We start from the raw sequence: 24327 nt of genomic DNA on the forward strand, positions 1-24327 counted from the left end.
ATGAAACGCAGGATTTTTCTGACCCTTATCCCGGCGCTCGCCGCCTGCTTCGCCCTCGCCGGGGCGGAGCGGACGGCGCAGCGGCCGACGGAGCCGCAGCCCGCCGAGCTGCGCGGCCGCGTGACGGCCGACGGCCGGGGCGTGGAAGGCGTGGCCGTGACCGACGGCCGGACCATCGTCCGGACCGACGCCAAAGGGCGCTACCGCCTCGCATCGGCCTCCGACGCGGAGTTCGTCTATCTGACCCTCCCCGACGGGTACGAAATCCCCGCCGAAGCGGGCGCGGCCGCATTTTACCGGCGCATCACCGGACAGGAGCGGCGGTACGACTTCGCGCTGCGGAGAGCCGGACGCGACATGACGCGCCACCGCCTCGTCCTCGTGGCCGATCCGCAGGTCTATTTCGAAGAGGAGCTCGACAGCGTGCGCCGCGCCTCTGCGGACATCCGCCGCACGGCATCGGACGGGGTGGAGACCTTCGGCGTGGCCTGCGGCGACATCATCGGCGACATCACGCGCCGCCCGACGCTCTTCGGGCCGGTGCGCGACGCGCTGGCCGAAAGCGGCGTGCCGTTCTTCTACGTCTTCGGCAATCACGACATGGATACCGACGTGCGCACGAACGACTACTCCAAACGCTCGTTCAAGGAGCGTTTCGGCCCCACCTACTACGCCTTCGACCGCGGGAAGATCCATTATGTAGTGCTCGACGACGTCTTCTTCCTGGCCCGCAGCTACCTCTACGCCGGTTACCTCGAGGAGCGGCAGCTCCGCTGGCTCGAACAGGACCTCGCCTCCGTGCCGGCCGGCTCGACCGTCGTCGTATGCCTCCACATCCCCACCTGGTCGTGCGCCGCACGGCGGGGCGAATGGGGCAAGGAGCAGACGAATAAGGTGCTCAACAACCGCCGGGCGCTCTACAAGCTGCTCGAGCCCTACCGGGCGCACATCCTCTCGGCGCACGAGCACTACAACGAGAACTACACTCCCGTGCCGCACGTCTTCGAGCATGTCCACGCCCCGCTGAGCACGCTCTTCTGGCAGACGCCGCTGAGCATGGACGGCATTCCGGCCGGATACGCCGTTTACGAAGCCGACGGCGGACGGATCGCGTCGTGGTACTGGAAGGCGGTCGATCACGACCGGGGACGCCAGTTCACGGCCTACGCCGCGGGCGCCGACCGCCACAAGCCCGACGCCGTGACGGTGAACGTATGGAACTACGACCCGGCGTGGAAGGTACGCTGGTACGAGGACGGCCGCTGCCGCGGCGAGATGACCCGCTACACGGGTTACGACGAGTCGATCTGCGACTACGTCGCACGCTACGGCGACCGCTTCAAATACAAATACATCGGCGCCGCACAGACCGAACACCTCTTCTACGCCGTTCCCTCGTCGCCCGACGCCGAGGTACGCGTGGAGGTGACCGACCGGTTCGGCAACGTCTATGAATGGTCCGCCGGGAAGGGGTACACCTCCCGTCCGGCCGCACAAACCGCAAAATAAACACCCGACACAATGCGAAGACAATTTGCGCTGCTCGCCGCGCTGGGGCTGTCGATGCTCCTCGGCACGGGATGCAGTCAGGATACGGCGGTCAGTTCGCCCGACGGCGGGCTGACGCTGCGCGTGGCCGAACGCGACGGCCGCATCGGATACACGCTAAGCCACGGGGAGACGCTCCTCCTCGACTTCTCGACACTCGGATTCGAACTCCGGGACGCCCCGGCGCTGCGCGACGGGCTGACGATCGACGCCACGGCCCGGACATCGTTCGACCAGACCTGGGAGCAGGTCTGGGGCGAAGAGCACTTTGTCCGCAACCGCTACAACGAGCTGCGCGTCACGGTACGCGAACGCGAAGCGCCCGGACGCCGCTTCGACGCGGTGTTCCGCCTGTTCGACGACGGCGTCGGATTCCGCTGCGAATTCCCCGAGCAGCCCGCACTGGGCGAGTTCGTCATCATGGACGAGCTGACCGAATTCCGCTTTCCGCAGGACCACATGGCCTGGTGGATGCCCACGCGCGAGCCCTACTACGAAAGCATCGCGCGCCACACGCCCCTCTCGCGGATGGACACGGTGAACACGCCGCTGACGCTCGAATGCGCCGACGGCACGTACCTCGCCCTGCACGAGGCCGACCTGACGGACTACGCCAAGATGAGCCTTCGCCCCGCCGGCGAGGAGGGCACGACGCTGCGCTGCTGCCTCACGCCGTGGTCGAACGGCGTGAAGGTTTACGCCCGGACGCCGTTCCGCACGCCGTGGCGCACGGTCGTCGTCGGCGACACTCCCGGCGACCTGGCCACCTCGCGCCTGATGCTCAACCTGAACGAACCCTCGAAGATCGAGGACACGTCGTGGATCCGGCCGGGCAAGTACATCGGCATCTGGTGGTCGATGCACCTCTTCCAGGAGACCTGGGCACAGGGGCCCGAACACGGCGCCACGACCGAAAACATGATGCGCTACATCGACTTCGCCGCCGAGAACGGCATCCGGGGCGTGCTGGCCGAGGGATGGAACGTCGGCTGGGACGGCGCATGGACCAAGAACACCGACAGGATCAGTTTCACGCAGCCCTATCCCGACTTCGACATCGCCCGGATCGCCGAATACGCCGCCAGCAAGGGCGTGGAGCTGATCGGCCACCACGAGACGGGCGCCAACACGAAAAACTACGAGGCGCAGATGGAGGAGGCCTTCGCCTTCTACCGCAAATACGGCGTGCGCGTCGTCAAGACGGGCTATGTCAACGTGCTCATGGACGGCAAGGAGCTGCACGACAGCCAGTACGGCGTGCGGCACTACCGCAGGGTGATCGAGACGGCGGCGCGCTACGGCATCTGCATCGACAACCACGAGCCGGTGATGCCGACGGGCCTCGAACGCACGTGGCCCAATCTGATGACGCAGGAGGGCGTCCGCGGGCAGGAGTACAACGCCTGGTCGCCCGACGGCGGCAACCCGCCCGAACACACGACCGTCCTCCCGTTCCTGCGCGGACTGGCCGGACCGATGGACTACACCTTCGGGACGTTCGACTTCTCGAACCCCGTGTCGCCTTTCGCGCGCGTGCAATCGACCGTAGCCCGCGAACTGGCCCACTACGTCGTGATATACAGCCCGTTGCAGATGGCTTCGGACCTGCCGGAGAACTACGCCGGAAAACCCGCCTTCGCCTTCATCCGCGACGTGCCGACCGACTGGGAGCGGACCGTCGTGCCGCAGGCCGTCATCGGCGACTACTGCGTCTTCGCGCGTCAGGAGCGCGACGGGGAGGACTGGTATCTGGGCGCCGTTACGGACGAGGAGCCGCGCACGGTCGAGGTCGCGCTGTCGTTCCTCACGCCCGGACGGAAATACACGGCGCAAATCTACGCCGACGGCGAGGGGGCCGACTGGAAGACGAATCCCTATGCCGTCGAAATCACGGAACGCGAGGTCGGGGCCGACGACAGGCTCACGATCCGCATGGCATCGGGCGGCGGCTGCGCCGTCCGGTTCAAGGCCCAAAAAACCGAATAGGACCATGAAACGAATCACACTGATCGCATGGGCGCTGCTCGCGGTCCTCACGGCCGGCGCCGGGGAGCGGGTCCGCCGCGGCACGGTCCGCTGCGAGGGCCGGGGCGTGGAAGGCGTCGTCGTGACCGACGGCACGCACTGCGTCCGGACCGACGCCCGGGGACGCTTCGCGCTGCCCCGGACGGAGGACGCCCGCTTCGTCTATCTCTCCACGCCCGCCGGCTACGACTCGCCCGTCGAGGAGCACGTCGTGCGGTTCTTTCTCCCCGTGGACGACGCGCGCCGCAGCTACGACTTCGAGCTGCGGCGCGAGGCCGCGGACCGGACGCGCCACGGCTTCGTCGTCGTGGCCGACCCGCAGGTCTTCGCCCGCGGGGAGTTCGCGCTGCTCGCCCGCGCCGCGGACGACATCCGCGCGACGGCCGAAGAGGCGGACAGGCCGTTCCACGGCATCTGCGTCGGCGACCTCATCGCGGGCGACCACACGTTCTACCCGCAGTACAACGAGACGATGGCCCGCACGGGACTGGCGTTCCGCAACGCGATGGGCAACCACGACATGAAGATCTGGGGCCGGTCGTACGAGAGCTCGCTCCGGGCGTTCGAGGACGTGTACGGCCCCAGCCACTACTCCTACAACGTGGGAAAGGTGCATTACGTCGTACTCAACGACAACTTCTTCATCGGCCGCGACTGGTACTACATCGGCTACCTCGAGGAGCGGCAACTGGCCTGGCTGGAACGCGACCTGGCCTGCGTCGCGCCCGGGAGCACGGTCGTCGTGGCGATCCACATCCCGACCGCGTTCCGCGGCAAGGAAGGACAGCCGTTCGACTACGCGAAGGCGGCCAAGACGCTGGCCAACTACAAGGCGCTCCACCGGCTGCTCGAACCCTACCGGGCGCACATCGTCTCGGGACACCTGCACACGACGGCCAACTGCGAGATCGGCGAACGGCTCTACGAACACAACGTCGCGGCGCTGAGCGGCGCGTGGTGGCAGGGCGCGATCTGCACCGACGGGACGCCCGCGGGTTACGCCGTCTTCGAAATCGACGGCGACCGGGTGAGCTGGTACTACAAATCCGTCGGCCTCCCGCGCGAAGTGCAGATGAAGCTCTACGACGGCGGGGACGATCCCGCATTCGCGGGACGGATCGTGGCGAACGTCTGGAACTGCGACGCGGCATGGCGCGTGGAAATGCGCGCCGACGGCGGCGAACCGGTCGCGATGGAGCGCACGACGGCCGCCGATCCCCAGGCGCGCACGCTCTACGCCGACCCGTCGCAACTCGTGCACAAATGGATCACGGTCGTCCCGTCCGACCACTACTACGCGGCACCGCTGCCCGCCGGAACGCGGCACGTCGAAGTGACCGCCCGCGACCGCTTCGGCAACGTCTGGCGCGCCGAAAAGAAAATCGAACAATAAAAAACCGAACACCTATGAAAAAACACCTGTTTACCGCGCTGCTCCTCCTCGCCGCCGCCGGATTCTCGGAGGCCCGGGAGACGCTGCCGCACGAATCCGCCGCCGCGGAAACGCTCCGATTCACTCCGGCGACAGCGCCGGAAATCCGATTCGTGGGACGCGCCGCACGCTCCGACGACGGCGCGCTCTCGTTCGACTGGAGCGGGTCCTACTTCTCATTCCGATTCGAGGGTACGCGGTGCGCCATGCGGGCCGCGGACTCGAAACGGAACTACTACAACGTATTCGTGGACGGCAAACCCCATGGAAAGGTCACCGCAGAGGGACCGGCGAAGACCATCGTGCTGGCCGAAGGACTCCCCCACGGTGTGCACACCGTACTCGTACAGAAACGAACCGAGGGCGAGCAGGGGCGCACGACGCTCTTCGCTGTCGGTTCCGACGGGCCCCTGCTCGAAGCGCCCCAGGCTCCGGGCCGGCACATCGAATTCATCGGCGACTCGCACACCTGCGGATACGGCACGGAGGGCAAATCCCCGAAGGAGCCATTCACGCCCGAGACCGAGAACTGCGACCTGGCGTGGGGTTGCATCATCGCACGCTACTTCGACGCAGACTACACGCTCATCGCACACTCCGGGCAGGGAATCGTACGCAACTGGGGCGACGAGAAGGAGGTCTCCGACTGCACCATGCGCGAGCGCATGATGCGCACCTTCGACATGGAGGAGACGCCCCTCTGGGACTTCGCGCAGTACCGGCCCGACATCGTGGTAATCAAACTCGGATCGAACGACTTCAGCGAGGGAGTCGCCCCCTCGGAGGAGGCTTTCAACGCCTCCTATGCGCAGGCGCTGCGGCAGATCCGCGCGGCCTACGGCGACGTGCCCGTGCTGTGCGTCGCCCCGGCCGAGAACACGACCGTCTATGGCTACCTGCAAACCTTCCTCCGGGAGCAGCAGGACCCCGCGCTGCACTGCACCGTGATGACCCCGGGAATCACCGACTGGGGCAACGACATGGGGGCCAACTTCCACCCCAACCACCGGGGCCACCGGAAGCTGGCTTCGGCCATCATCCCCTACATCGCCACCATAACGGGGTGGGAAATGCCGGAAAAAGTCGTATATTAGAGGCCGGAAAATCAAACCTACGCGATGAAAAACCTGAAAAAACTCCTCCTGCTCGCCGCCCTGACCCTCTCGGCGGCGACGGCAGCGGCCCAGGACCCCGAAACGGACTGGGCGAATTTCGGCCGCTTCGAAGCGGAAAACGCCGCCCTCGCCTCCTCGCCCGAGGTCGTGCTGATGGGCAACTCGATCACCGAAGGGTGGATCCGCCTCCGTCCCGGCTTCTTTGCCGAGAACGGCTACGTGAGCCGCGCCATCAGCGGCCAGACCACCTCGCAGATGCTCGTGCGCTTCCGCGCCGACGTCGTGGAGCTGCACCCGCGGATCGTGGTGATCTGCGCCGGAACGAACGACATCGCCCGGAACACGGGCCGCATTTCGCTCGAACACATTCTGGACAACCTCCAGTCGATGGTCGAACTGGCCCGCGCCAACGGCATCCGGCCGATCCTCTGCTCCGTGCCGCCCGCCGGAGCGTTCGGCTGGCGTCCGGAGCTGAAGCCGGCGCAGGATATCGTCCGCCTCAACGGAATGATCCGCGCCTATGCCGACGCGGAGGGCATCCCCTATGTCGATTACCATACCCCCATGGCCGCGGCCGACGGGTCGATGAACGCCGACTACACGAAAGACGGCGTGCACCCCACCGAAGCGGGCTATGCCGTGATGGAGCGCATCCTGCCGCCCGTCGTCAAGCGGGTGCAGGCCGAAATCGGGAAATAACGGCCCCGGCAGCGGGCATTTTCAGCCCCGGCGAAATGAACGGCCGGGCCCCGAACGAATCGGGGTCCGGCCGTTTTCCGTAGGAACCGGTCCCGGGCGTCAGGTCCGCCAGAACCACCCGCATTTCGAGAATCCGGCCGTGAGGAGCACCATCAGCGCCGTGATGAGCACGCCCCGGAAGAGACTCATCGCACAACCGCTGCCGCCCCACAGCCAGGGCAGCGGAACGACGCAGGCGAGGAGCGTCAGCAGCGGAACGATCACGTAGCCCGCCGCCACGTAGGCCGCCATCGGATTCTGGCCGCAGCGCACGAGCAACCCGGCCCGCGGACGCAGGCACTCGAACCAGACGGTGGCCGCCGTCACCACGAACGAAGCCAGCCCGACGGTCACGAAGAAATAGCTGATCGTGGCGTGGTCCTTCTTGATGCCGCCTTCGAACGCCTCGAACGCCAGCCCCAGCAGAAGCCAGAAGAATCCGGTCGAGACGAGACGCGCGAGCAGCCCTTCGGTCTCCGTCCGCGGACGGCGCAGCAGCAGCCACGCCGCACCTCCCAGCGCGACGGTCAGCAGCAGGTTCGCCGTCAGATGCCGCGTGAAAAGGCCCCACATATTGACCGGCACGGCCAGCAGGACGAGCCCCGCCGCGAGGTACGTGCGGACGGGGTTCGCCGGACGTTCGCCCGCCTCCGGCCGCCGCGCCAGCCAGCGGGCGACCAGATCGCCGGCGATGCTGCCCGGCAGGACGATGCAGAGGTATTTCATGAACTCGGCACGGTAGAGCCACGGCGCGAACGAGGCGTTCCACAACGTCTCGTTCCACGATCCCGGCACCGACGCGCCGATCTTCAGCGCCACGAGCAGCGCCACGACGCCCAACCTCGCCAGCGGACGGCGGCGCGTCGCCCACCAGACAAACGACCCGGCGACCACGACGTTGGCCAGCACCAGAATGATGATATCCGACCGCTCGACCGAAACCGGCACGCCGAGCCGGCGGTAGAGCAGCATCATCGCCACGAGCCACACGGCGCCGCAGGCGTTGAGCAGGTCGTTGCGCCTCTTCGACAAGGCCGGCAGACGGATGAACAGCGCGAAATAGCCGCCCCACACGGCGAGCGTCAGCAGGGCCCGCAGGGCCGGCTGCGGCAGCACCTCGTTGAGCCGCCACATGCTCAGATTGCCCAGCGCGACGGCGAAGAAGGCCAGCAGCACGCCCCGCCGGAGTATTCCCCCGACGATCGCGGCGGGCCGCACGCCCCGGTCCAGCTTCCGTCCGAGCGAGAACGGGAACGCCGCGCCCATCGAGAAGAGGAAGAAGGGAAAGACCAGGTCCACCCACGTGATGCCCGGCAGCGAAGGGTCGAACGTGAAGTCCGGAGGCGGGACCTGCGCATGGAAAAGCCATGCCGGAAGCGCGGGATTCCAGCCGAAGTTGCCCGAGAGAACCATCCCCACGATGGCCAGCCCGCGCAGCAGGTCGATAGCGTATGCACGTCCCTTCATCGGCTACCGGTGTTGGGGGCGCAGCAGGTCCTGCACCACTTTGACGGGAGAGAAGGTCGTGATCGGAACATCGACGAAGACGGTGTTCCACCGCGCCATCGCGCCGTTCCAGAGCCCCGGAAGCTCCTGCGCGCGCAGCAGCCGTCCGCCCGCGGATTTCGACGAGATGAAGCCCGTCGCGGGATCGGTATATCGGCGCAGGTCGAACTTGCGGCCCTTCGAGTCGCGGATGCCGCACACCAGATCGACCGGATTGAAATGCGTGGCCGCCTGCATGAGCGGCTGGTCGGCGGGAGCGATCTGGCTCGACTCGGCGATCTGCAACGACTCCGTGCCGTCGGGATTGGCCACCCAGAAGGGACCGCCGCCCGGCTCGCCCTCGTTGCGGACCATGCCGCAGACACGGATCGGACGGTCGAGCACGGCGCGCAACAGCGCCGAATCGTAGTCGGAGGGGAGCTTCACGCACAACCGCCGCTCGACGAACGCGGCGATCGGGGCCAGCTCGGCGCCCCCGACCTCGAGGGCCTTCAGGTATTCGAACGCCTGCTCCTGCAACCCGAGCAGCACGCCGGCCAGCGCCTTCTTCCAGCGGACCGTGTCGCCCCGGCGGGCGTCGGTGGTCACGTTGTCGATATTCTTGATGAACACCACGTCGGCGTCGATCTCGTTCAGGTTCTCGATCAGCGCGCCGTGCCCCGCGGGACGGAACAGCAGCGAGCCGTCCTCCTGCCGGAAGGGGGTGTTGTCGGGATTCACGGCGATGGTGTCGGTCGAGGGCTTCTGCACCGAGAAGGAGATGTCGTAGCGGACGCCGAAACGTTTCTCGTAGAGGGGGACACGCTCCGCGAGCAGCTCCTCGAATCCGGCCATGTGCTCGGGCGAGACGGTGAAGTGGATGCGCACCCCACCGCCTGACGCGGCATAGGCCGCGCCCTCGGCCAGATGCTCCTCGACGGCCTTGCGGCTCCCCTCGGGATAGGCATGGAAGGTCACCAGCCCCTTGGGTTTGCGGCCGTACTCCAGCCCGTCGTTCACGATGGCGTCCACCTTCGCCCGGTCGTCCGCCCCCGCGGGCAGCACGGCCCGCAGCTCGGGCCAGAAGGCGAACTCTTCGAGGTGCTCCAGCAGCGTATCGACGCCCTTGCCGCGCCGGCCCTCGTTCACGAATTCGAACAGCTCCTTGAACATGCGGGTCGCCGCGCCCGAGGCGGGGACGAATTTCACGACGCCCAGCCGGGCCGCATCGCGTTCGTAACGCGCCACGGCCGCATCGGCCGCCGCCGCGTCGAGCAGCGTCACACCGTCGCCGGGCGACGCGGCCCGCACGACCTTCAGGAAGGGGAATCCCCGTCGGAAATTTTCCAGCTGCGCCTCGACCTGTCCGAGCGTCAGGCCGCGGGCTTCGATCTGTCGTAAGTCTTTTTCGGTAAACATCGGATCGTTCGTTTTTTTAGGTTGTCGTATCGTCGGACCGGGGGCCGCGCGCCGCGGGCGGAGAGCGCCGCGCGGTACGGGAAAAAACCGCCGGAAGCGGAATGGTCCCCCGCGATCATTCAAAGTTACTAAATAATTCCTAACTTTGCACGTATGATCCGAGAATTTCACCACATCAGCCTGCGCGACCGCAACAGTTTCGGCGTCGAGCAGCAGGCCGCACGGCTCGCCGAGTTCGAAACGGCCGACGATCTGCGGGCGATCTTCGCCGGAGGCGCGCCCGCGGAGTGGTGCGTGCTGAGCGGCGGCAACAACATCCTCTTCACCCGGGACTACGACGGGCTGCTGCTGACCCCCGCGGCGCGCGGCATCGCCGTGACGAAGGACGAGGGCGATAGGGTGTACGTCCGGGCCGAGGCGGGCGTCGAATGGGACGACCTGGTGGAGTGGGCCGTCGGGCGGGGACTGTGGGGCATCGAGAACCTCTCGCTCATCCCCGGCAAGGCCGGAGCCGCGCCGGTGCAGAACATCGGAGCCTACGGCTGCGAGGCGAAGGACGTCATCGAACGGGTGGAAATGTTCTGCGTCGAAACGGGCACGATGCTCACGCTCGACGCGGCGCACTGCGGCTTCGGCTACCGCGAGAGCGTCTTCAAGCACACGCTCCGGGGGCGCGTGGTCATCACGGCCGTCGAGCTGCGCCTTTCGCGCACGCCGCAGCCCCGGCTGGACTACGGGGACGTCGCGCGCGAGGTCGAGGCCCGCGGGGGCGTGTCGCTGCGCAACATCCGCGAGGCGATCTCGGCGATCCGCCGCGCGAAACTCCCCGATCCGAAAGTCGCGGGTAACGCGGGCAGCTTCTTCAAGAACCCGGTGGTCGGAGCCTCCGAAGCAGCGCGGTTGCTGGCTGCCTGGCCCGACATGCCGCACTACCCCGCCCCGGACGGCGGCGTGAAGCTGGCCGCCGGATGGCTCATCGACCGCGCGGGGTGGAAAGGCCGCAGCGAAGGGCGCGTCGGCGTGCACGAGCGGCAGGCGCTGGTGCTCGTGAACCGCGGAGGCGCGACGGGCGCCGAAGTGATCGCCTTCGCCCGGCGGATCCAGCGGTCGGTCGTCGAACGGTTCGGCGTGGAAATCTCGACCGAAGTCAATATCCTCTGAACACTCCCGCCGCAGCCGGGCCCGCCCCGCCGGAAAGGGAACGAAACGAAAACATGTCGGAACGATGAATCTGCCGGAAGCCTTTCAACGCTATATCGACGAGAACCGCCTCGTCTCGCACGACGACCGCATCCTGCTGACCGTCTCGGGCGGCGTGGACTCGATGGTCATGCTGTCGCTGTTCACCCGCTGCGGATACTCCGTGGGTGTGGCGCACTGCAACTTCCAACTGCGGGGCGCCGAGAGCGACGAGGACGAGGTGTTAGTCGAAGAGGAGGCCGCCAAATACGGCGTGCCGTTCTACAACAAACGGTTCGAGACGGCCGCGGAGATGGAGCGCACGGGCGAGTCGATGGAGATGGCGGCCCGGCGGCTGCGCTACGCGTGGTTCGACCTTCTGAGCCGCGAACACGGCTATACGGCCGTGGCGATCGCCCACCATGCCGACGACTCGATCGAGACGTTCTTCATCAACCTGCTGCGCGGCACGGGGCTGCGCGGGCTGACGGGCATTTCGGCCCAGATCGGCAAGGTCGTCCGTCCGCTCATGTTCGCCTCGCGCAAGGAGATTCTCGAATACGCCGTCCAGCAGCGCATCCCCTTCCGGGAGGATTCGTCGAACCGCTCGACCAAATACCTGCGCAACAAGATCCGGCTGGGGCTGATTCCCCGCATCCGGGAGATCAACCCCAAATTCACCCTCCTGATGCGCCGCAACCTCGCGCGGCTCACCGACGCGCAGTTGTTCATCAACCACGGCATCGAACGCATCCGCGGAGAGGCCGTCGAGAGCCGCGACGGAATCGACACGATCCGTCCCGAGCGCATCGACCCGGCCTTCCCGCGCGAGTTCGTCATCTACGAGCTGCTCAGCTCGGCCTACGGCTTCAAGGGCGACACGGTCGATGCGCTGTGCCGCGCCCTGGAGCAGAACGCCACGGGAAAGCGCTTCTACGCCCGCGACCGCGTGGCCACGATCGACCGCGGAGCGATCCGCGTGGCTCCGATCGCCCCGGACGACGACTGCCTGACGACCGTCCGCCAGGGCGCCCTGCGCAGCTACTGCGGCAACTCGGCGCTCTACTACGAATACCTCTCCGTTGACGAGGTCAGGACGTTCGACACCCCTCCGAACGTCGCGCTGCTCGATGCCGACAGGCTGAGCTATCCGCTCACGCTGCGCCGCTGGCGCGAGGGCGACCGGTTCATCCCCTTCGGCATGACCGGCAGCAAGAAGGTCAGCGACTTCCTGGTGGACGCCAAGGTGTCGATGCCCGAGAAGCAGCGGCAGTTCGTGCTGCTCTCCGGCGACGAGATCGCATGGCTCGTCGGCCGCCGCATCGACGACCGCTACCGCCTGACGCGCGGCACGGAGAACGTGCTGCGGATCACCAAAGAGATTCTCTGAAAACATGGCAAAAAGCGCACTCAAATTCCGCGACTCGGTCGCCCGGTACGAACAGCTCGCCGCAGAGATCGCGGCCCGGAGGTTCGCTCCCGTTTACCTGCTCATGGGCGAGGAGGGCTACTTCATCGACGCGCTGGCCGAACGGCTCGCCACGACCGTCCTCGACGAGGCGTCGCGGGCCTTCAACCAGATCACCGTCTATGGCCGCGACACCGACGCCGGACAGGTGGTGAACCTCTGCCGGCAGATGCCCATGATGGGACAGTACCAGGTGGTGATCGTCAAGGAGGCGCAACAGTTGCGGGGCATCGAGAAACTCTCGTACTACACGCAGAAGCCCTCGCCCACGACCATTCTCGTCGTCTGCCACAAGGAGAAGAACGCCGACAAGCGTTCGGCCTTCTACAAAGGATGCGCCGCGAACGGCGCGGTGTTCGAATCGGTGCGGCCGCGCGACTACGAGATCGCCTCGTGGTTGCAGCAGTTCGTCAAGGGACGGGGGCTGACGATCGACCAGAAGGCGCTGTCGATGCTCACCGACCACCTGGGGACCGACATCGCCAAGATCTCGAACGAGCTGTGCAAGCTCACCGTCTCGCTGCCCGAGGGGACGAAGCGCATCACCGATGCGGATATCGAGGCCAACATCGGCATCTCGAAGGATTTCAACAACTTCGAGTTGTGCAAGGCCGTCCTCACGCGGGACATGGGCCGCGCGCTGATGATCGCCGACCACTTCGCCCGCAACCCCAAGGACAACCCGCTGCTGCTGACCGTCATGGCGCTGTTCGGGCAGTTCCGCGACCTGTTCGTGGTGAACTACCTGCGGTGGCTCGCACGCCACAAGGGCAAGCCCTTCCCGCCCGATCAGGAACTGATGCGCATCCTGCGCAAGAACAACACGTTCGTCCTCGCCGAAATCAAGCAGAACGCCGCGGCGTGGGACAACCGCAAAGTCTTCGGCATCCTCGGGCTGCTGCGCGAATACGACGCCAAGAGCAAGGGGCTCAATGCCGGCGGCGCGCCGGACGGGGAACTGCTGCGCGAACTGCTGCTGAAAATCTTCTTCGCTTGACGGAGCTCTGCCTATACCAGACCGTGCACGTCGCCCGCGGGCGCGCGCGGAACGTCGCAGCGCATGCGGCGCTGCTCGACGCAGCGTCGCGCGCCCTGTTCGGACGTTCCTATGCACCCGATCCGGCACGGCTCGCAGCCCGCATCGAAGCCCTCGCCGCAGCGGAACGCTACCCGGCAGGCGTCTCGGGTTTCGTACGCCTCGAGCTGACGCCCGAAGGCGGCGAACGGCTGCTCGCGGCCGGCATCTCCCTTTACGACGGATACGCCCTGCGGAGCCTCTCGCCCGCGGCCGTCACGCTCCGCTACGACCCGCTCTGCCCCGAAGCCCCCACCTCGGCCCGGGAGGCCGCGGAACTGCTGGCCGCACGGCTCGCCGCCCTCCGCGGCGCGGCGGCGGCCGTGCGTTGCGACGCGGAGGAGCGGCTGCTCACGGCCGACGGCGCCCCATTGTTCGCCGTGCGCGGACACACGGTGTACACCGCCCCCGCGCCCGCGAGCGTCGAGGGATGCCTGGCGCGCGAAGCAGTCCGGGCGGCCGGACTGACGCTCCGCGAGGAGCCGCTCCGACGCCGCGAGCTGCCCCGGGCCGAAGAGCTGTTCTACGCCGACCACCGGGGCATCACGGCCCTTTCACGCTGCGACGGGCAGCCGCTCATGACACTCGTCGCCGAACGCGTCGCGGAGGCGCTGGAGGGGCTGTTTCCGAAAAAATAGAAACCCGAACGCCCTCCGCCGCCCTATCTTCGGAGCGTCGAACCGGACCCTGCGCCGTGCGGAAAACCGTCCCGGCAGCAAGGTCGTAAAAACGCTTCAATCATGAAAAAATTCCTTCTCTGCTACGCCGTCCTGACGACGGCGCTGCTCGCCTGCGCCTGCCGCTCCTGCCGCCACGCCCGCGGAGAAAGCCGGCGTCTGGCCGACAACCAGACCGCCCTCGCCTCCGAAGTCGAACGCTACCGCACACGGCTGGGCGAGGAGGCCGCCTCGGTGCAGGCGCTCCGCCTCCGCTGCGCCGAGTTCGAGGAGCTGCGCGCGGCCGACGCCGCCCGCATCCGGCAGCTGGGAATCAGGCTGCGCCGGGTCGAAGCCGCGGCGAAGAGCTCGACGCAGACCGCCGTCGTACTCCGCGCGCCGCTGCGCGACACGCTCGTTCCCCGCCGGGCGGCGGTCCCCGCATGGGACACCCTGCGGCGGTTCCGCTGGCGCGATCCGTGGGTCACGGTCGAAGGGTCGATAGGCCGCGACTCGGCCGAATGCCGCATCCGCAGCGTCGATACCCTGCGCCAGGTCGTGCACCGCGTCCCGCGCCGGTTCCTCTTCATCCGCTGGGGCACGAAAGCCCTCCGGCAGCAGATCGTCTCGTCGAACCCCCACACGCGGATCGTCTACACGGAGTACGTCCGCATCGAGCGCTGACCCGCACGCAGCCGCAAGACACACCCGCCGAATAAAAAATCCGCCTGAACCCTTGCCCTTTTCACTTTGTTGCGTATCTTTGTCCGGTATGGAACGGACTGCAATCTTTCCGGGGTCGTTCGACCCTTTCACGCGCGGCCACGCCGCGCTGGTCGAGGAGGCGCTCAACCTGTTCGACCGCGTGGTGATCGGCATCGGCAACAACACGGCCAAGCAGGGGTTGCTGACCGTCGGAAACCGCAAGCGGCTCATCGACGACATCTACGCCCGCAATCCGCGCGTCGAGGCCCGGGTTTACACGGGGCTGACGGGCGAGTTCGCCGAGCAGATGGGCGCCTGCGCCATCATCCGCGGCGTGAGGAACACCACCGACTTCGAATACGAACGCACGATGGAGGCCACGAACCACCGCATCTACCCCGAGATCACGACCGTAATGCTCTTCACCCCTTCGCCCGTGGCGGACATCTCCTCCTCGACGGTCCGCGAGGTGCTCTCATTCGGCCGCACGGTAGAGGAGTTCATGCCCGAAGGAATCGACATAAACAACTACTTGCAATAAGCCTATGATGGAATTCACAGCCGAAATGATCGCCGGGTTTCTGGGCGGCGAAGTCATCGGCGACAAAAACGCCAAAGTGCACACCGTCTCCTCGATCGAGGAGGGGAAGGCCGGATCGCTGACCTATCTGACCAATCCCAAATACGAACCCTTCGTCTATACCACCGGAGCGTCGATCGTACTCGTGGACAGTTCGTTCACGCCTTCGCGCCCGGTCGCCGCCACGCTCGTCAGGGTGGCCGACGCCGGAGCCTGCGTGCTCCGCCTGCTCGAAATGTACAACGCCGCGAAGCCCCGCCGCACGGGGATCAGCCCCCGCGCCTCGGTGGCCGAAGAGGCCGTCGTGGGCGAGGAGTGCTACATCGGCGATTTCGCCGTCGTCGAAGCGGGCGTGCGGATCGGCAGGGGATGCCAGATTTACCCGCAGGTTTACCTCGGGCAGGGCACGACGGTGGGCGACGGCACGATTCTCTACCCAGGGGTCAAGGTCTATGAAGGCTGCACGATCGGCAGCCGCTGCATCCTCCACGCCGGCGCGGTGATCGGCGCCGACGGCTTCGGATTCCTTCCCAACGCCGAGGGGGGCTTCGACAAGATTCCCCAACTGGGCAACGTGGTGATCGAAGACGACGTGGAGATCGGAGCCAACACCTGCATCGACCGCGCCAAAACCGACTCGACCGTCATCCGCCGTGGCGTGAAACTTGATAACCTGATCCAGATAGGACACAACGTGCAGATCGGCGAGAACACCGTTTCGTCGGCGCAGACCGGCATCGCGGGGACTTCGAAGGTCGGGGCCAACTGCTTCCTCGCGGGGCAGGTGGGCATCGCCGACCACGTGACGATCGGCGACCGCGTGAAGATCGGCTCGAAGAGCGGTCTGGACAAGGACGTGCCCGACGGGGAGATCCGCTTCGGCTACCCGGCGCTGCCCGGCATGCAGTACCACCGCGCGGCCAATGTCTTCAAACGGCTTCCCGAGCTGGACAAACGGGTCCTGGCCCTGGAGAAAGAGATTACGGAACTTAAAAAATAACTGACGACCATGAAAAAGATTCTGACACTCGCAGCGGCCGCCGCCGTGCTGTGCAGCTGCGGCAATAACGAAAACCGGTATGTCGTCGAGGGCAATCTCGAAGGCATCAACGAGACGGTCTATCTGTTCGACCGGCAGCAGCAGCTGCTCGACTCGGCCAAGGTAGAGAACGGCGCATTCCGCATCGAAGGCGTGGCCGAAGCCCCCGCGAGCGCCATCCTGACCGACGCCCGCGACATGCGCGGAACGTTCGGCGTCATGCTGATCCTCGAACCGGGCACGATCACGGTGGCCCGCAGCGAGCAGGAGCAGAACGCCCTGTTTGCGACAGGCACCGTATCGAACGACGCCAACACGGCCTACATGACCGCCGGCAGCGAGCTGATCCGCGAATTCCGCGATCCGGAGACCACCGACGAGCGCCGCGAGGCCATCGAGGAGGAGTACGAGGAGCTGGGCAGCCAGGCCCTCGAGCAGAACCGCAACAACTATTTCGGCGTGGTGATGCTCTCGCAGCAGGCCTACGGACTTTCGGGCCAGGAGATTCTGGACGAGATCGCCCTCTTCCCTGCGGAGTTGCAGCAGACCGGGGAAATGACCAAAATCAGGGAGAATGCCGAGCAGAAGCTCAAGACCGACGTGGGACAGCCCTATATCGACGTCGTACAGCCCGACGCCGACGGCAAGGAGGTGTCGCTCAAATCCGTCGTAGAGAACCCGGCGACGAAATACGTCCTGCTCGACTTCTGGGCTTCGTGGTGCGGTCCCTGCATGGGCGAGGTTCCCCACCTGAAGAAGACCTACGGGGAGTTCCACGATAAGGGATTCGAGATCTACGGCGTGTCGTTCGACAACAACCGCGACAAGTGGCTCGCCGCCGTGAAGGACAACGGCATGGACTGGATCCACGTGAGCACGCTCGGCGGATTCGACAACCAGGCGGCCAAGGATTACGCCGTACAGGCCATTCCCACGAACCTGCTGATCGACCGCGAGGGCAGGATCATCGCCAAGAACCTGCGCGGCGAGGCGCTCTACGAGAAGATCGGGGAGCTGCTGAAATAGCCCGTTCCGCCCGACCCTGCGCCCCTCCGGTTCCGGTTCGCCGTCCGGAGGGGCGCTTTTCCGAATCCGTTTCACCGCAAACCGCGCACGCCGTTGGCTGACAAGACATCCTACCGCATCATGGGCATCGACCCCGGCACGAACTACATGGGTTACGGCGTGCTGGAGATCGAAGGGCGCACGCTGCGTCCGGTCGTGCTGGGCGACATCGACCTGCACCGGATCGCGGATCCCTACGCCAAGCTGCGCTACATCTTCGAACGCGTCGGCGCGCTGGTCGATACCTACCGTCCGCAGGAGGTGGCGCTCGAATCGCCCTTCTTCGGCGAGAACGTGCAGTCGATGCTCAAGCTCGGGCGGGCGCAGGGCGTGGCGATGGCCGCCGCGCTGAGCCGCGGCCTCGACGTATTCGAATACGCCCCCATGCGCATCAAACAATCCATCACCGGACGCGGCTCGGCCGCCAAGGAGCAGGTCGCCGCCATCGTCTGCCGCACGCTGGCCGTCGAACGGCCGCCGAAGCGGCTCGACGCCACGGACGGAATGGCCGTGGCCCTGTGCCACTACTTCACGACCTCCGGCCCGATGAACGCCCTGCTGGGAAACGACCGCGTCAAGGGCCTCGGCGGAGGCAAAAAGGCCGCCTCGAAGGGCGGATCGCAAAGCTGGGAACAGTTTCTGAAAAAACACCCCGACCGGGAGATCAAATAATCCGCACCGCAATGCAATAGCAATCAACGCATTGCACCACGGAGACAGAAATTCGGCAATTTTTTCCCGAAATTATTTGCGAGTTTCGGATTTCCGCCGTATATTTGCACTCGCAATTCGGCGCCGTAGCTTAATTGAATAGAGCATCTGACTACGGATCAGAAGGTTACAGGTTTGAGTCCTGTCGGCGTCACAGGAGAGAGAGAGTCCAAAAGGCTCTCTTTCTTGCATTTAGGGAGTGCCCGAAGAAGAAGGAATGGAAATCCGTCCCGCGGCGGACAGGATTCACATTCCGGAAAGGGCCGGAGCAAAAAAACGGAAAAACCGAAAACCGGGAAAGCCCCCGGGAACCGCGCTCAGAAAACCGGAAAGGCCCCGAAGCCGGACGAAGGAACCGGGAGGAAACCCGAAAAAAGGGGATGCCCGACAAAGTCTCCTCCGCAAGCAAAAATCACCCCTGTCGGAGATTGCTCCGACAGGGGTGAACACGTAAGGCCGAACTCGTCGGACTGCCTCTTGTACCGGCAGTTCCGGCCTCCGGCCGGGCTTCTCTACAGATTGCGGGACAAATCGCGGGCCTCCACTCCTTCGAATGTCAGCCGGACCGGCTCGATCCGGCCCTCGGCGTCGAACGTCATCCGTTCGATGCACACCTGCCGGTGAGCCCCCTCGCCGTCGCCCAGCGGATGACGGTGATAGACGATATAGTAGTCGTCCGTGCCCGGGATGCGGATCACGGAGTGATGTCCGGCTCCCGTAGCCACGGCGGGGTCCTGCCGCATGATCGTTCCGATGCGTTCGAACGGTCCGAGCGGCGAATCCGACACGGCGTAGGCCACCGAATAGTCGGGGCCCGTCCAGGCTCCCTCGGACCACATGAAATAGTATTTTCCCTTGCGTTCGAACAGGAACGGCCCCTCGGTATAGCGTTCGGGGGTGATCTCCTTGTAGAGCTCCCCGTCGTCGAAAGGTCGGATTCCCGTGAAGTCCTCCTTCAGCCGCACCACGTTGCAGTGGCCCCAGCCGCCGTAATACATGTAGTATTCGCCCCCGTGTTCGTAAACGAACTGGTCGATGGGCTGCGCGCCGTTCACGATCTCATTGATCAGCGGCTTGCCGAGCAGATCGCGGTAGGGTCCCTCGGGACGGTCGCTCACCGCCACGCCGATACCGCCGACCTCGCCTTCGTGCACGTCGTTGGCCGCGAAGAAGAAGTAGTAGCGGCCGTCCTTGCGGATGGCGGCCGGCGCCCACATGGCCCGCCGCGCCCACGCCACGTCGGCCTGCTTCAGGATGCCGGTGTGCTTCGTCCAGTGCACCAGGTCGTCGGAGGAGAAGCAGTCGAAGGAGAGCTGCTCGTCGTAGGGAAGGCTGCTCGTGGGATAGACCCAGCAGGTTCCGTCGTAAACGACGGCTTCGGGATCGGCATACCATCCCTCGAAAATGGGGTTGCCGCTCCGTTCCGGCGTTCCGGACCCGGCGCAGGAGACGCCGAATACCGTGCACCCCGCCAACGCGAGCAGGCTGAAAAAGCGGATGTTCATAACGTTTCAGTTGGAATTGACGACGCTAAAATACGAAAAATCCGCCACGGACCCGCAGATCCGCGGCGGAAAATTCGCCGGCGCACGCCCGCGCTCACTTCCGCCCGCCGTCGGGCATCGTCCAGCCGCCGCCCAGCGCCTTGTAAAGCTGCACGAGGGCTAGGTGCTCGTCGCGGACGGCATTGCTCAGCCCGATCTGCGCATCGAGGTAACGCCGCTGGGCGTCCAGCACGTCGATGTAGTTGATATTGCCGCCGCGGTACTGGATATTCGCCAGTTTGACGTATTTGCTGGCGGCATCGCGGAGCGTGACGTTCAGCTCGGCCGTCCGCCGGACGTTCCGGTAGGTCACGATGGCGTCGTCGGTCTCCTTGAAAACCTCCAGCACCTTCTTCTCGTAGGCCAGACGCGCCTCGTCGTAGGCCGCCAGCGCGGCACGGTACTTGGCCTGCCTACGGCCGAACCCGAAGACCGGGGCTGCGATCGCCCCCGCCACATAAGAGAAGGGCGAACGGAAAAAGCCCGTCAGCTCGCTGTTCTCCACGCCGCCCGTCAGCGTGAAGGTCAGCCGCGGGAAACGGTCGGCATAGGCCATGCCCGCCTCGGCCATCGCGGCCCGGAGCTGCTGCTCCGAAGAACGCACGTCGGGGCGCCGCTGCAACAGCCCCGAAGGCAACCCGACGGGCAGGCTGTCGGGCATGGTGATGTTCAGCGCCAGCCCGCTCCGCCGCACCTCCCCTCCGGGATAGCCGCCCGCGAGCAGCGAGATGCTGTTCTCCATCATCCGGATCCGCCGTTCGAGATCGGGGATGCGCGCCGCCGTGGTGGCGTACTCCACCTGTGCCTGCTGATAGACCGTCTCGGCCGTGAGGCCCCCTTCGAACCGCAGTTTGGCCTGATGCACGTCCTCGCGCCGCGTCTCGAGCGTCCGCCGCACGATCGCCAGTTCGTTGTCGAGCGCCATCAGTTCGAAATAGGCCGTGGCGACCTCCGCCACGAGCGTCATGCGCATCGCGCGCCAATCCTCCACCGACGCGAGGTATTCGGCCCCGCCCCGGCGTTTGGCCCAGCGCAGGTTGCCCCACAGGTCCAGCTCCCAGCTCACGGAGGCCTTGGCTCCCATTTCGGGGTCGTTGCTGAACGGCTTCTCGTAATAATCGTTCGTCTCGCGGTTGGCATAGACCGAAGCGGAGAAAACGGGCAGCCGGCTGGCCTTGTCGATCCGGTAGAGCTGCCGCATCCGCTCGACGCGCGCGGCGGCCGCCAGCATGTCCTTGTTGGCGGCGAGCGTCCGTTCGATCAGGTCGCACAACGCCGCATCGCCGTAGAACCGCCACCACGCGACGTCGGCGACGGTCGTCGAATCGGTCTGGTCCGGGGAGAGGGTCTCCGGCAGGTTCAGCTCGGGCGACTTGCAGTGCCTGACCGCCGAACAGCCGCAAAGGAAGGCCGCCGCAAGGGCGGCAAGGTATATCGGGATTCGTTTCATCGTTTCAGTTTGGCTTTAAGACGGTAAATCCAGACGAAGAAGAAGGGCACGAAGACGATGCCGGCGGAGATGGCCACGAGCATGCCGAAGAACACGCCGGTTCCGATGCCCTGGCGGCTCGCCGAACCCGGCCCCGACGCGAAGACCAGCGGCAGCAAGCCCAGAATGAAGGCCAGCGAGGTCATGACGATCGGGCGGAAGCGCAGATGCGCCGCCGTGACGGCCGCCTCGACGATGTCGCGTCCCTTCTCGACCTCCTCCTTGGCGAACTCCACGATCAGGATGGCGTTCTTGGCCACCAGCCCCACGAGCATCACCAGTCCGATCTGGAAATAGATGTTGTTCTCCAGTCCGCATATCCAGATGCCCAGATAGGCCCCGATGCCGGCCACCGGCAGCGACAGGATCACGGCCACGGGAACCGACCAGCTCTCGTACTGCGCCGCGAGGAAGAGGAAGACGAACAGGAAGGCCAGCGCCAGCACGACGCCCGTTTGCCCGCTCACCCGCTTCTCCTGATAGGAAAGGCCGCTCCATTCGACGCCTATATCCGCCGGAAGATGCTCGGCGACGATCCGCTCCAGCGCATCCATCGCCTGCCCCGAGCTGTAACCGTGGGCCGCCTCGCCGGAGATGGTCGCCGAGGTGAACATGTTGAACCGCTTGATGGTTCCGGGTCCCGTCGTGTAGTCGGTCGTGCCGAGGGCCGTGACGGGGATCATCGCCCCGTCGGCGCCGCGCACGAAGAACAGGTTCAGGTTGTCGCGGCTGGCCCGGTAGGGCGCTTCGGCCTGAATATAGACGCGGTAGATGCGGTTGAACAGGTTGAAGTCATTGACGTAGATCGACCCCGTGAAGGCCTTCATCGTCGAGAAGACGTCCGACATCGAGACGCCCAGCAACTGCGCCTTGTCGCGGTCCACGTCGAAGTAGAGCTGCGGAATGTCGCCCTGCATCGACGACGACAGCCCCGTCAGCTCGGGCGTCCGCCCGGCGTAGTACATCAGCGTATCGACCGCCTGTTGCAGCTCGCCGTAGGTCGTGTTGCCGCGCGCCTCGAGCACCATCTCGAAACCGCCCGACTGCCCCAGTCCGGGAATCACCGGCGGCGTCGAGAGGTAAACCCTGCTCTCGGGATAGCGCGACAGCTCGTCGCGCACGCGCCGCATCACCTCGCCGATATCCTCCGTCTCGCGCTCGTCCCACGGCTTGAGGATGACGGTGAGCTGACTGCGCGCCTGGTTCGTCCCCACACGGGGACTCGACCCCGTCACGTTGAGCACGTATTCGACGTCGGGGTCCTTCTTCAGGAAGCGCACGGCGCGGTCCGTGACCTCGCGCGTCCGCTCGATCGTGGCGCCCTCGGGCAGCTCCAGCTCCACGGTGAAGTATCCCTGATCCTCCTGCGGCATGAAGCTCTGGGGAACCAGCCGGTTCATCGCCCAGATGCCCACCAGCACGATGCCGAAGGCGGTCAGCATCCGCCGCGAACGGCCCAGCGCCCGCACGATCGTCCGGCCGTAGAGGAGATTGCCGCGGGCCAGAAAGAGGTTGATATAACGGAAAACGCGGTTTTTCTTTCCGGCGTTCTCGGGCCGCAGGAACAGCGAACACATCACCGGACTGAGCGTCAGCGCGACAACAGTGGAAATAATCACCGACACGGCGATCGTGATGGTGAACTGCCGGTAGAGCTGCCCCGTAATGCCCGAGAGGAAACTCACGGGCACGAACACGGCGCAGAGCACCAAGGACATGGCGATCAGCGCCCCGCCCAGGCTGCGCATCGCCTTCTTCGTCGCCTCGTAGGGCGACAGGTGCTCCTCGTGCATGATACGGTCCACGTTCTCCACCACGACGATGGCGTCGTCCACCACGATGCCGATGGCAAGGATCAGACCCAGCAGCGTCAGCAGGTTGAGCGAGAAGCCGAAGACAAGCATCACGCCGAACGTACCGACGAGCGAAATGGGCACGGCGACGATCGGGATGAGCGTCGCGCGCCAGCTCTGCAACGAGAGGAAGACCACGAGGATCACCAGCACCAGCGCTTCGAAGAGCGTGCGGTAAACGTGGTGGATCGATTCGGAAATATAGGTCGTCATGTCGAAGGGCACGTTGTAGGTGATGCCCTCCGGAAAGTTGCGGCTGATCTCGTCCATCGTGGCACGGACCGCACCGGCCACCTCGACGGCATTGGCCCCGGGCAGCATGTAGATATCCAGCACGGCGGCGTTGCCGCCGTTGATGCCGCTCTCGGTGTTGTAGGACTGCGCCTCGAGCGAAATGTTGGCCACGTCGCGCAAACGGATGATCGACCCGTCGGGATTGGCCCTGACGACGATGTCCTCGAACTGGCTCACCGACGACAGACGCCCCTGCGCCGTGATGGGAATCGTCACGTCCACGCCCTCCATCGGAGCCTGTCCCAGCACGCCGGCCGCCGATTCGCGGTTCTGGTCCTTCAGGGCGTTCTGCAAGTCCTTGACCGTCAGTCCCAGGTCGGCCAGCTTGTCCGGCTCGACCCATATCTGCATGGCGTAGTAGCGGCTGCCGACGTTCGAGACGCGCCCCACGCCCGGAATACGGCGCAACATGTCCAGCACGTTGAGCGTGGCGTAGTTCGAGAGGTAGATTTCGTCGAACTTCGGATCCGACGACAGCAGCGTGATGGTCAGCAGCTTGCTCGACGCCTGCTTCTCGACCGAGATGCCGTTCTGCACGACTTCGGCCGGCAGGCGCGCCTCGGCCTCCTTGATGCGGTTCTGAATATCGACGGCCGCCAGATCGGGGTTCGTCGAGATGTCGAAGGTCACCGTCACGGTGAAGCCGCCCGAGTTGGAACTCGACGACTCCATGTAGATCATGCCCGGCGTGCCGTTGAGCTCCTGCTCGATGGGCGTGGCCACGGCCTGCGTCACGGTCTGCGCGTCGGCGCCCGGATACGAGGCCGAAACCTTCACCACCGGAGGCACGATCTGCGGGTACTGATCGACGGGAAGCAGCGCCAGGCCGATCGCCCCCACGATCACGATCACGATGGACAGGACGGTCGAGAAGACGGGCCTGTCGATGAAAAAGTCGCTCTTCATG

Annotated in this window: 19 protein-coding genes and 1 tRNA gene; 15 read left to right on the plus strand and 5 right to left on the minus strand. The window is 65.7% G+C overall.

The window, feature by feature from the left end:
• Genes FME97_RS03695 through FME97_RS03715 form a run of 5 tightly spaced genes read left to right on the plus strand, consistent with a single transcriptional unit; the run spans position 1 to position 6819 of the window.
• The gene (locus FME97_RS03695) at positions 1-1509 is read left to right on the plus strand and encodes a calcineurin-like phosphoesterase C-terminal domain-containing protein (protein ID WP_141427930.1); all 1509 of its coding nucleotides are present in this window, start codon (positions 1-3) and stop codon (positions 1507-1509) included.
• A 12-nt stretch (positions 1510-1521) separates the two neighbouring features.
• Positions 1522-3534 (plus strand): glycoside hydrolase family 97 protein, encoded by a 2013-nt coding sequence (locus FME97_RS03700; RefSeq protein ID WP_141427931.1) that lies wholly within the window; start codon positions 1522-1524, stop codon positions 3532-3534.
• Between the two features lie 4 nt (positions 3535-3538).
• Positions 3539-4966 carry a calcineurin-like phosphoesterase C-terminal domain-containing protein gene (locus FME97_RS03705; protein WP_232522927.1) on the plus strand — a complete coding sequence of 476 codons (1428 nt, stop codon included), beginning with the start codon at positions 3539-3541 and terminating at the stop codon, positions 4964-4966.
• A 14-nt stretch (positions 4967-4980) separates the two neighbouring features.
• Complete coding sequence (locus FME97_RS03710; RefSeq protein ID WP_141427933.1) at positions 4981-6099, plus strand: SGNH/GDSL hydrolase family protein; 1119 nt, start codon at positions 4981-4983, stop codon at positions 6097-6099.
• Positions 6100-6123: 24 nt separating this feature from the next.
• Positions 6124-6819: an SGNH/GDSL hydrolase family protein gene (locus FME97_RS03715; RefSeq protein ID WP_141427934.1), complete on the plus strand. Its 696-nt coding sequence runs from the start codon at positions 6124-6126 to the stop codon at positions 6817-6819.
• A gap of 99 nt (positions 6820-6918) precedes the next feature.
• On the opposite strand, the gene FME97_RS03720 is transcribed toward FME97_RS03715, so the two are convergent.
• Positions 6919-8325 carry a DUF5009 domain-containing protein gene (locus FME97_RS03720; RefSeq protein WP_141427935.1) on the minus strand — a complete coding sequence of 469 codons (1407 nt, stop codon included), beginning with the start codon at positions 8323-8325 and terminating at the stop codon, positions 6919-6921.
• 3 nt (positions 8326-8328) lie between these two features.
• Positions 8329-9762, minus strand: a complete 1434-nt coding sequence (locus FME97_RS03725) for a DUF4301 family protein (protein WP_141427936.1) — start codon at positions 9760-9762, stop codon at positions 8329-8331.
• Positions 9763-9915: 153 nt separating this feature from the next.
• Between FME97_RS03725 and murB the strand changes: the two genes are divergently transcribed.
• From murB to FME97_RS03775, 10 genes are all read left to right on the plus strand, one after another.
• Positions 9916-10923: a UDP-N-acetylmuramate dehydrogenase gene (gene murB, locus FME97_RS03730; RefSeq protein ID WP_141427937.1), complete on the plus strand. Its 1008-nt coding sequence runs from the start codon at positions 9916-9918 to the stop codon at positions 10921-10923.
• 64 nt (positions 10924-10987) lie between these two features.
• Positions 10988-12331: a tRNA lysidine(34) synthetase TilS gene (gene tilS / locus FME97_RS03735; RefSeq protein WP_141427938.1), complete on the plus strand. Its 1344-nt coding sequence runs from the start codon at positions 10988-10990 to the stop codon at positions 12329-12331.
• A gap of 4 nt (positions 12332-12335) precedes the next feature.
• Positions 12336-13406: a DNA polymerase III subunit delta gene (holA, locus tag FME97_RS03740; RefSeq protein WP_141427939.1), complete on the plus strand. Its 1071-nt coding sequence runs from the start codon at positions 12336-12338 to the stop codon at positions 13404-13406.
• Positions 13403-14122: an aminotransferase class IV gene (locus FME97_RS03745; RefSeq protein ID WP_141427940.1), complete on the plus strand. Its 720-nt coding sequence runs from the start codon at positions 13403-13405 to the stop codon at positions 14120-14122. Before holA ends, FME97_RS03745 begins: the two co-directional genes overlap by 4 nt.
• A 102-nt stretch (positions 14123-14224) precedes the next feature.
• On the plus strand, positions 14225-14824 hold the full coding sequence (locus tag FME97_RS03750) for a DUF6549 family protein (protein WP_141427941.1): 600 nt from the start codon (positions 14225-14227) through the stop codon (positions 14822-14824).
• An 88-nt stretch (positions 14825-14912) separates the two neighbouring features.
• Positions 14913-15386, plus strand: coding sequence for a pantetheine-phosphate adenylyltransferase (coaD, locus tag FME97_RS03755; RefSeq protein WP_141427942.1), 474 nt, complete (start codon positions 14913-14915; stop codon positions 15384-15386).
• 4 nt (positions 15387-15390) lie between these two features.
• On the plus strand, positions 15391-16425 hold the full coding sequence (gene lpxD, locus FME97_RS03760) for a UDP-3-O-(3-hydroxymyristoyl)glucosamine N-acyltransferase (protein WP_141427943.1): 1035 nt from the start codon (positions 15391-15393) through the stop codon (positions 16423-16425).
• Positions 16426-16434: 9 nt separating this feature from the next.
• Positions 16435-17490: a TlpA disulfide reductase family protein gene (locus FME97_RS03765; RefSeq protein ID WP_141427944.1), complete on the plus strand. Its 1056-nt coding sequence runs from the start codon at positions 16435-16437 to the stop codon at positions 17488-17490.
• A gap of 120 nt (positions 17491-17610) precedes the next feature.
• Positions 17611-18201 carry a crossover junction endodeoxyribonuclease RuvC gene (gene ruvC, locus FME97_RS03770; RefSeq protein ID WP_141429937.1) on the plus strand — a complete coding sequence of 197 codons (591 nt, stop codon included), beginning with the start codon at positions 17611-17613 and terminating at the stop codon, positions 18199-18201.
• Between the two features lie 119 nt (positions 18202-18320).
• A tRNA-Arg gene (locus tag FME97_RS03775) sits at positions 18321-18394 on the plus strand.
• 358 nt (positions 18395-18752) lie between these two features.
• Here the strand turns inward: FME97_RS03775 and FME97_RS03780 are convergent.
• The 3 genes from FME97_RS03780 to FME97_RS03790 form a co-directional block, all read right to left on the minus strand.
• Positions 18753-19745, minus strand: coding sequence for a glycoside hydrolase family 43 protein (locus FME97_RS03780; RefSeq protein WP_141427945.1), 993 nt, complete (start codon positions 19743-19745; stop codon positions 18753-18755).
• 94 nt (positions 19746-19839) lie between these two features.
• Positions 19840-21234 (minus strand): efflux transporter outer membrane subunit, encoded by a 1395-nt coding sequence (locus tag FME97_RS03785; protein ID WP_141427946.1) that lies wholly within the window; start codon positions 21232-21234, stop codon positions 19840-19842.
• Positions 21231-24326 (minus strand): efflux RND transporter permease subunit, encoded by a 3096-nt coding sequence (locus FME97_RS03790; RefSeq protein ID WP_141427947.1) that lies wholly within the window; start codon positions 24324-24326, stop codon positions 21231-21233. Before FME97_RS03790 ends, FME97_RS03785 begins: the two co-directional genes overlap by 4 nt.
• Position 24327 lies beyond the last annotated feature (1 nt).

Origin of the sequence: Alistipes dispar (assembly GCF_006542685.1) — a bacterium.
In the GTDB taxonomy this organism is placed as follows: Bacteria; Bacteroidota; Bacteroidia; order Bacteroidales; family Rikenellaceae; genus Alistipes; species Alistipes dispar.

Bases quoted from the DNA above. Each gene is read 5' to 3' on its own strand.
- FME97_RS03695 (WP_141427930.1), top strand. From the start codon at position 1: ATGAAACGCAGGATTTTTCTGACCCTTATCCCGGCGCTCGCCGCCTGC.
- FME97_RS03700 (WP_141427931.1), top strand. From the start codon at position 1,522: ATGCGAAGACAATTTGCGCTGCTCGCCGCGCTGGGGCTGTCGATGCTC.
- FME97_RS03705 (WP_232522927.1), top strand. From the start codon at position 3,539: ATGAAACGAATCACACTGATCGCATGGGCGCTGCTCGCGGTCCTCACG.
- FME97_RS03710 (WP_141427933.1), top strand. From the start codon at position 4,981: ATGAAAAAACACCTGTTTACCGCGCTGCTCCTCCTCGCCGCCGCCGGA.
- FME97_RS03715 (WP_141427934.1), top strand. From the start codon at position 6,124: ATGAAAAACCTGAAAAAACTCCTCCTGCTCGCCGCCCTGACCCTCTCG.
- FME97_RS03720 (WP_141427935.1), bottom strand. From the start codon at position 8,325: ATGAAGGGACGTGCATACGCTATCGACCTGCTGCGCGGGCTGGCCATC.
- FME97_RS03725 (WP_141427936.1), bottom strand. From the start codon at position 9,762: ATGTTTACCGAAAAAGACTTACGACAGATCGAAGCCCGCGGCCTGACG.
- murB (WP_141427937.1), top strand. From the start codon at position 9,916: ATGATCCGAGAATTTCACCACATCAGCCTGCGCGACCGCAACAGTTTC.
- tilS (WP_141427938.1), top strand. From the start codon at position 10,988: ATGAATCTGCCGGAAGCCTTTCAACGCTATATCGACGAGAACCGCCTC.
- holA (WP_141427939.1), top strand. From the start codon at position 12,336: ATGGCAAAAAGCGCACTCAAATTCCGCGACTCGGTCGCCCGGTACGAA.
- FME97_RS03750 (WP_141427941.1), top strand. From the start codon at position 14,225: ATGAAAAAATTCCTTCTCTGCTACGCCGTCCTGACGACGGCGCTGCTC.
- coaD (WP_141427942.1), top strand. From the start codon at position 14,913: ATGGAACGGACTGCAATCTTTCCGGGGTCGTTCGACCCTTTCACGCGC.
- lpxD (WP_141427943.1), top strand. From the start codon at position 15,391: ATGATGGAATTCACAGCCGAAATGATCGCCGGGTTTCTGGGCGGCGAA.
- FME97_RS03765 (WP_141427944.1), top strand. From the start codon at position 16,435: ATGAAAAAGATTCTGACACTCGCAGCGGCCGCCGCCGTGCTGTGCAGC.
- ruvC (WP_141429937.1), top strand. From the start codon at position 17,611: ATGGGCATCGACCCCGGCACGAACTACATGGGTTACGGCGTGCTGGAG.
- FME97_RS03780 (WP_141427945.1), bottom strand. From the start codon at position 19,745: ATGAACATCCGCTTTTTCAGCCTGCTCGCGTTGGCGGGGTGCACGGTA.
- FME97_RS03785 (WP_141427946.1), bottom strand. From the start codon at position 21,234: ATGAAACGAATCCCGATATACCTTGCCGCCCTTGCGGCGGCCTTCCTT.
- FME97_RS03790 (WP_141427947.1), bottom strand. From the start codon at position 24,326: ATGAAGAGCGACTTTTTCATCGACAGGCCCGTCTTCTCGACCGTCCTG.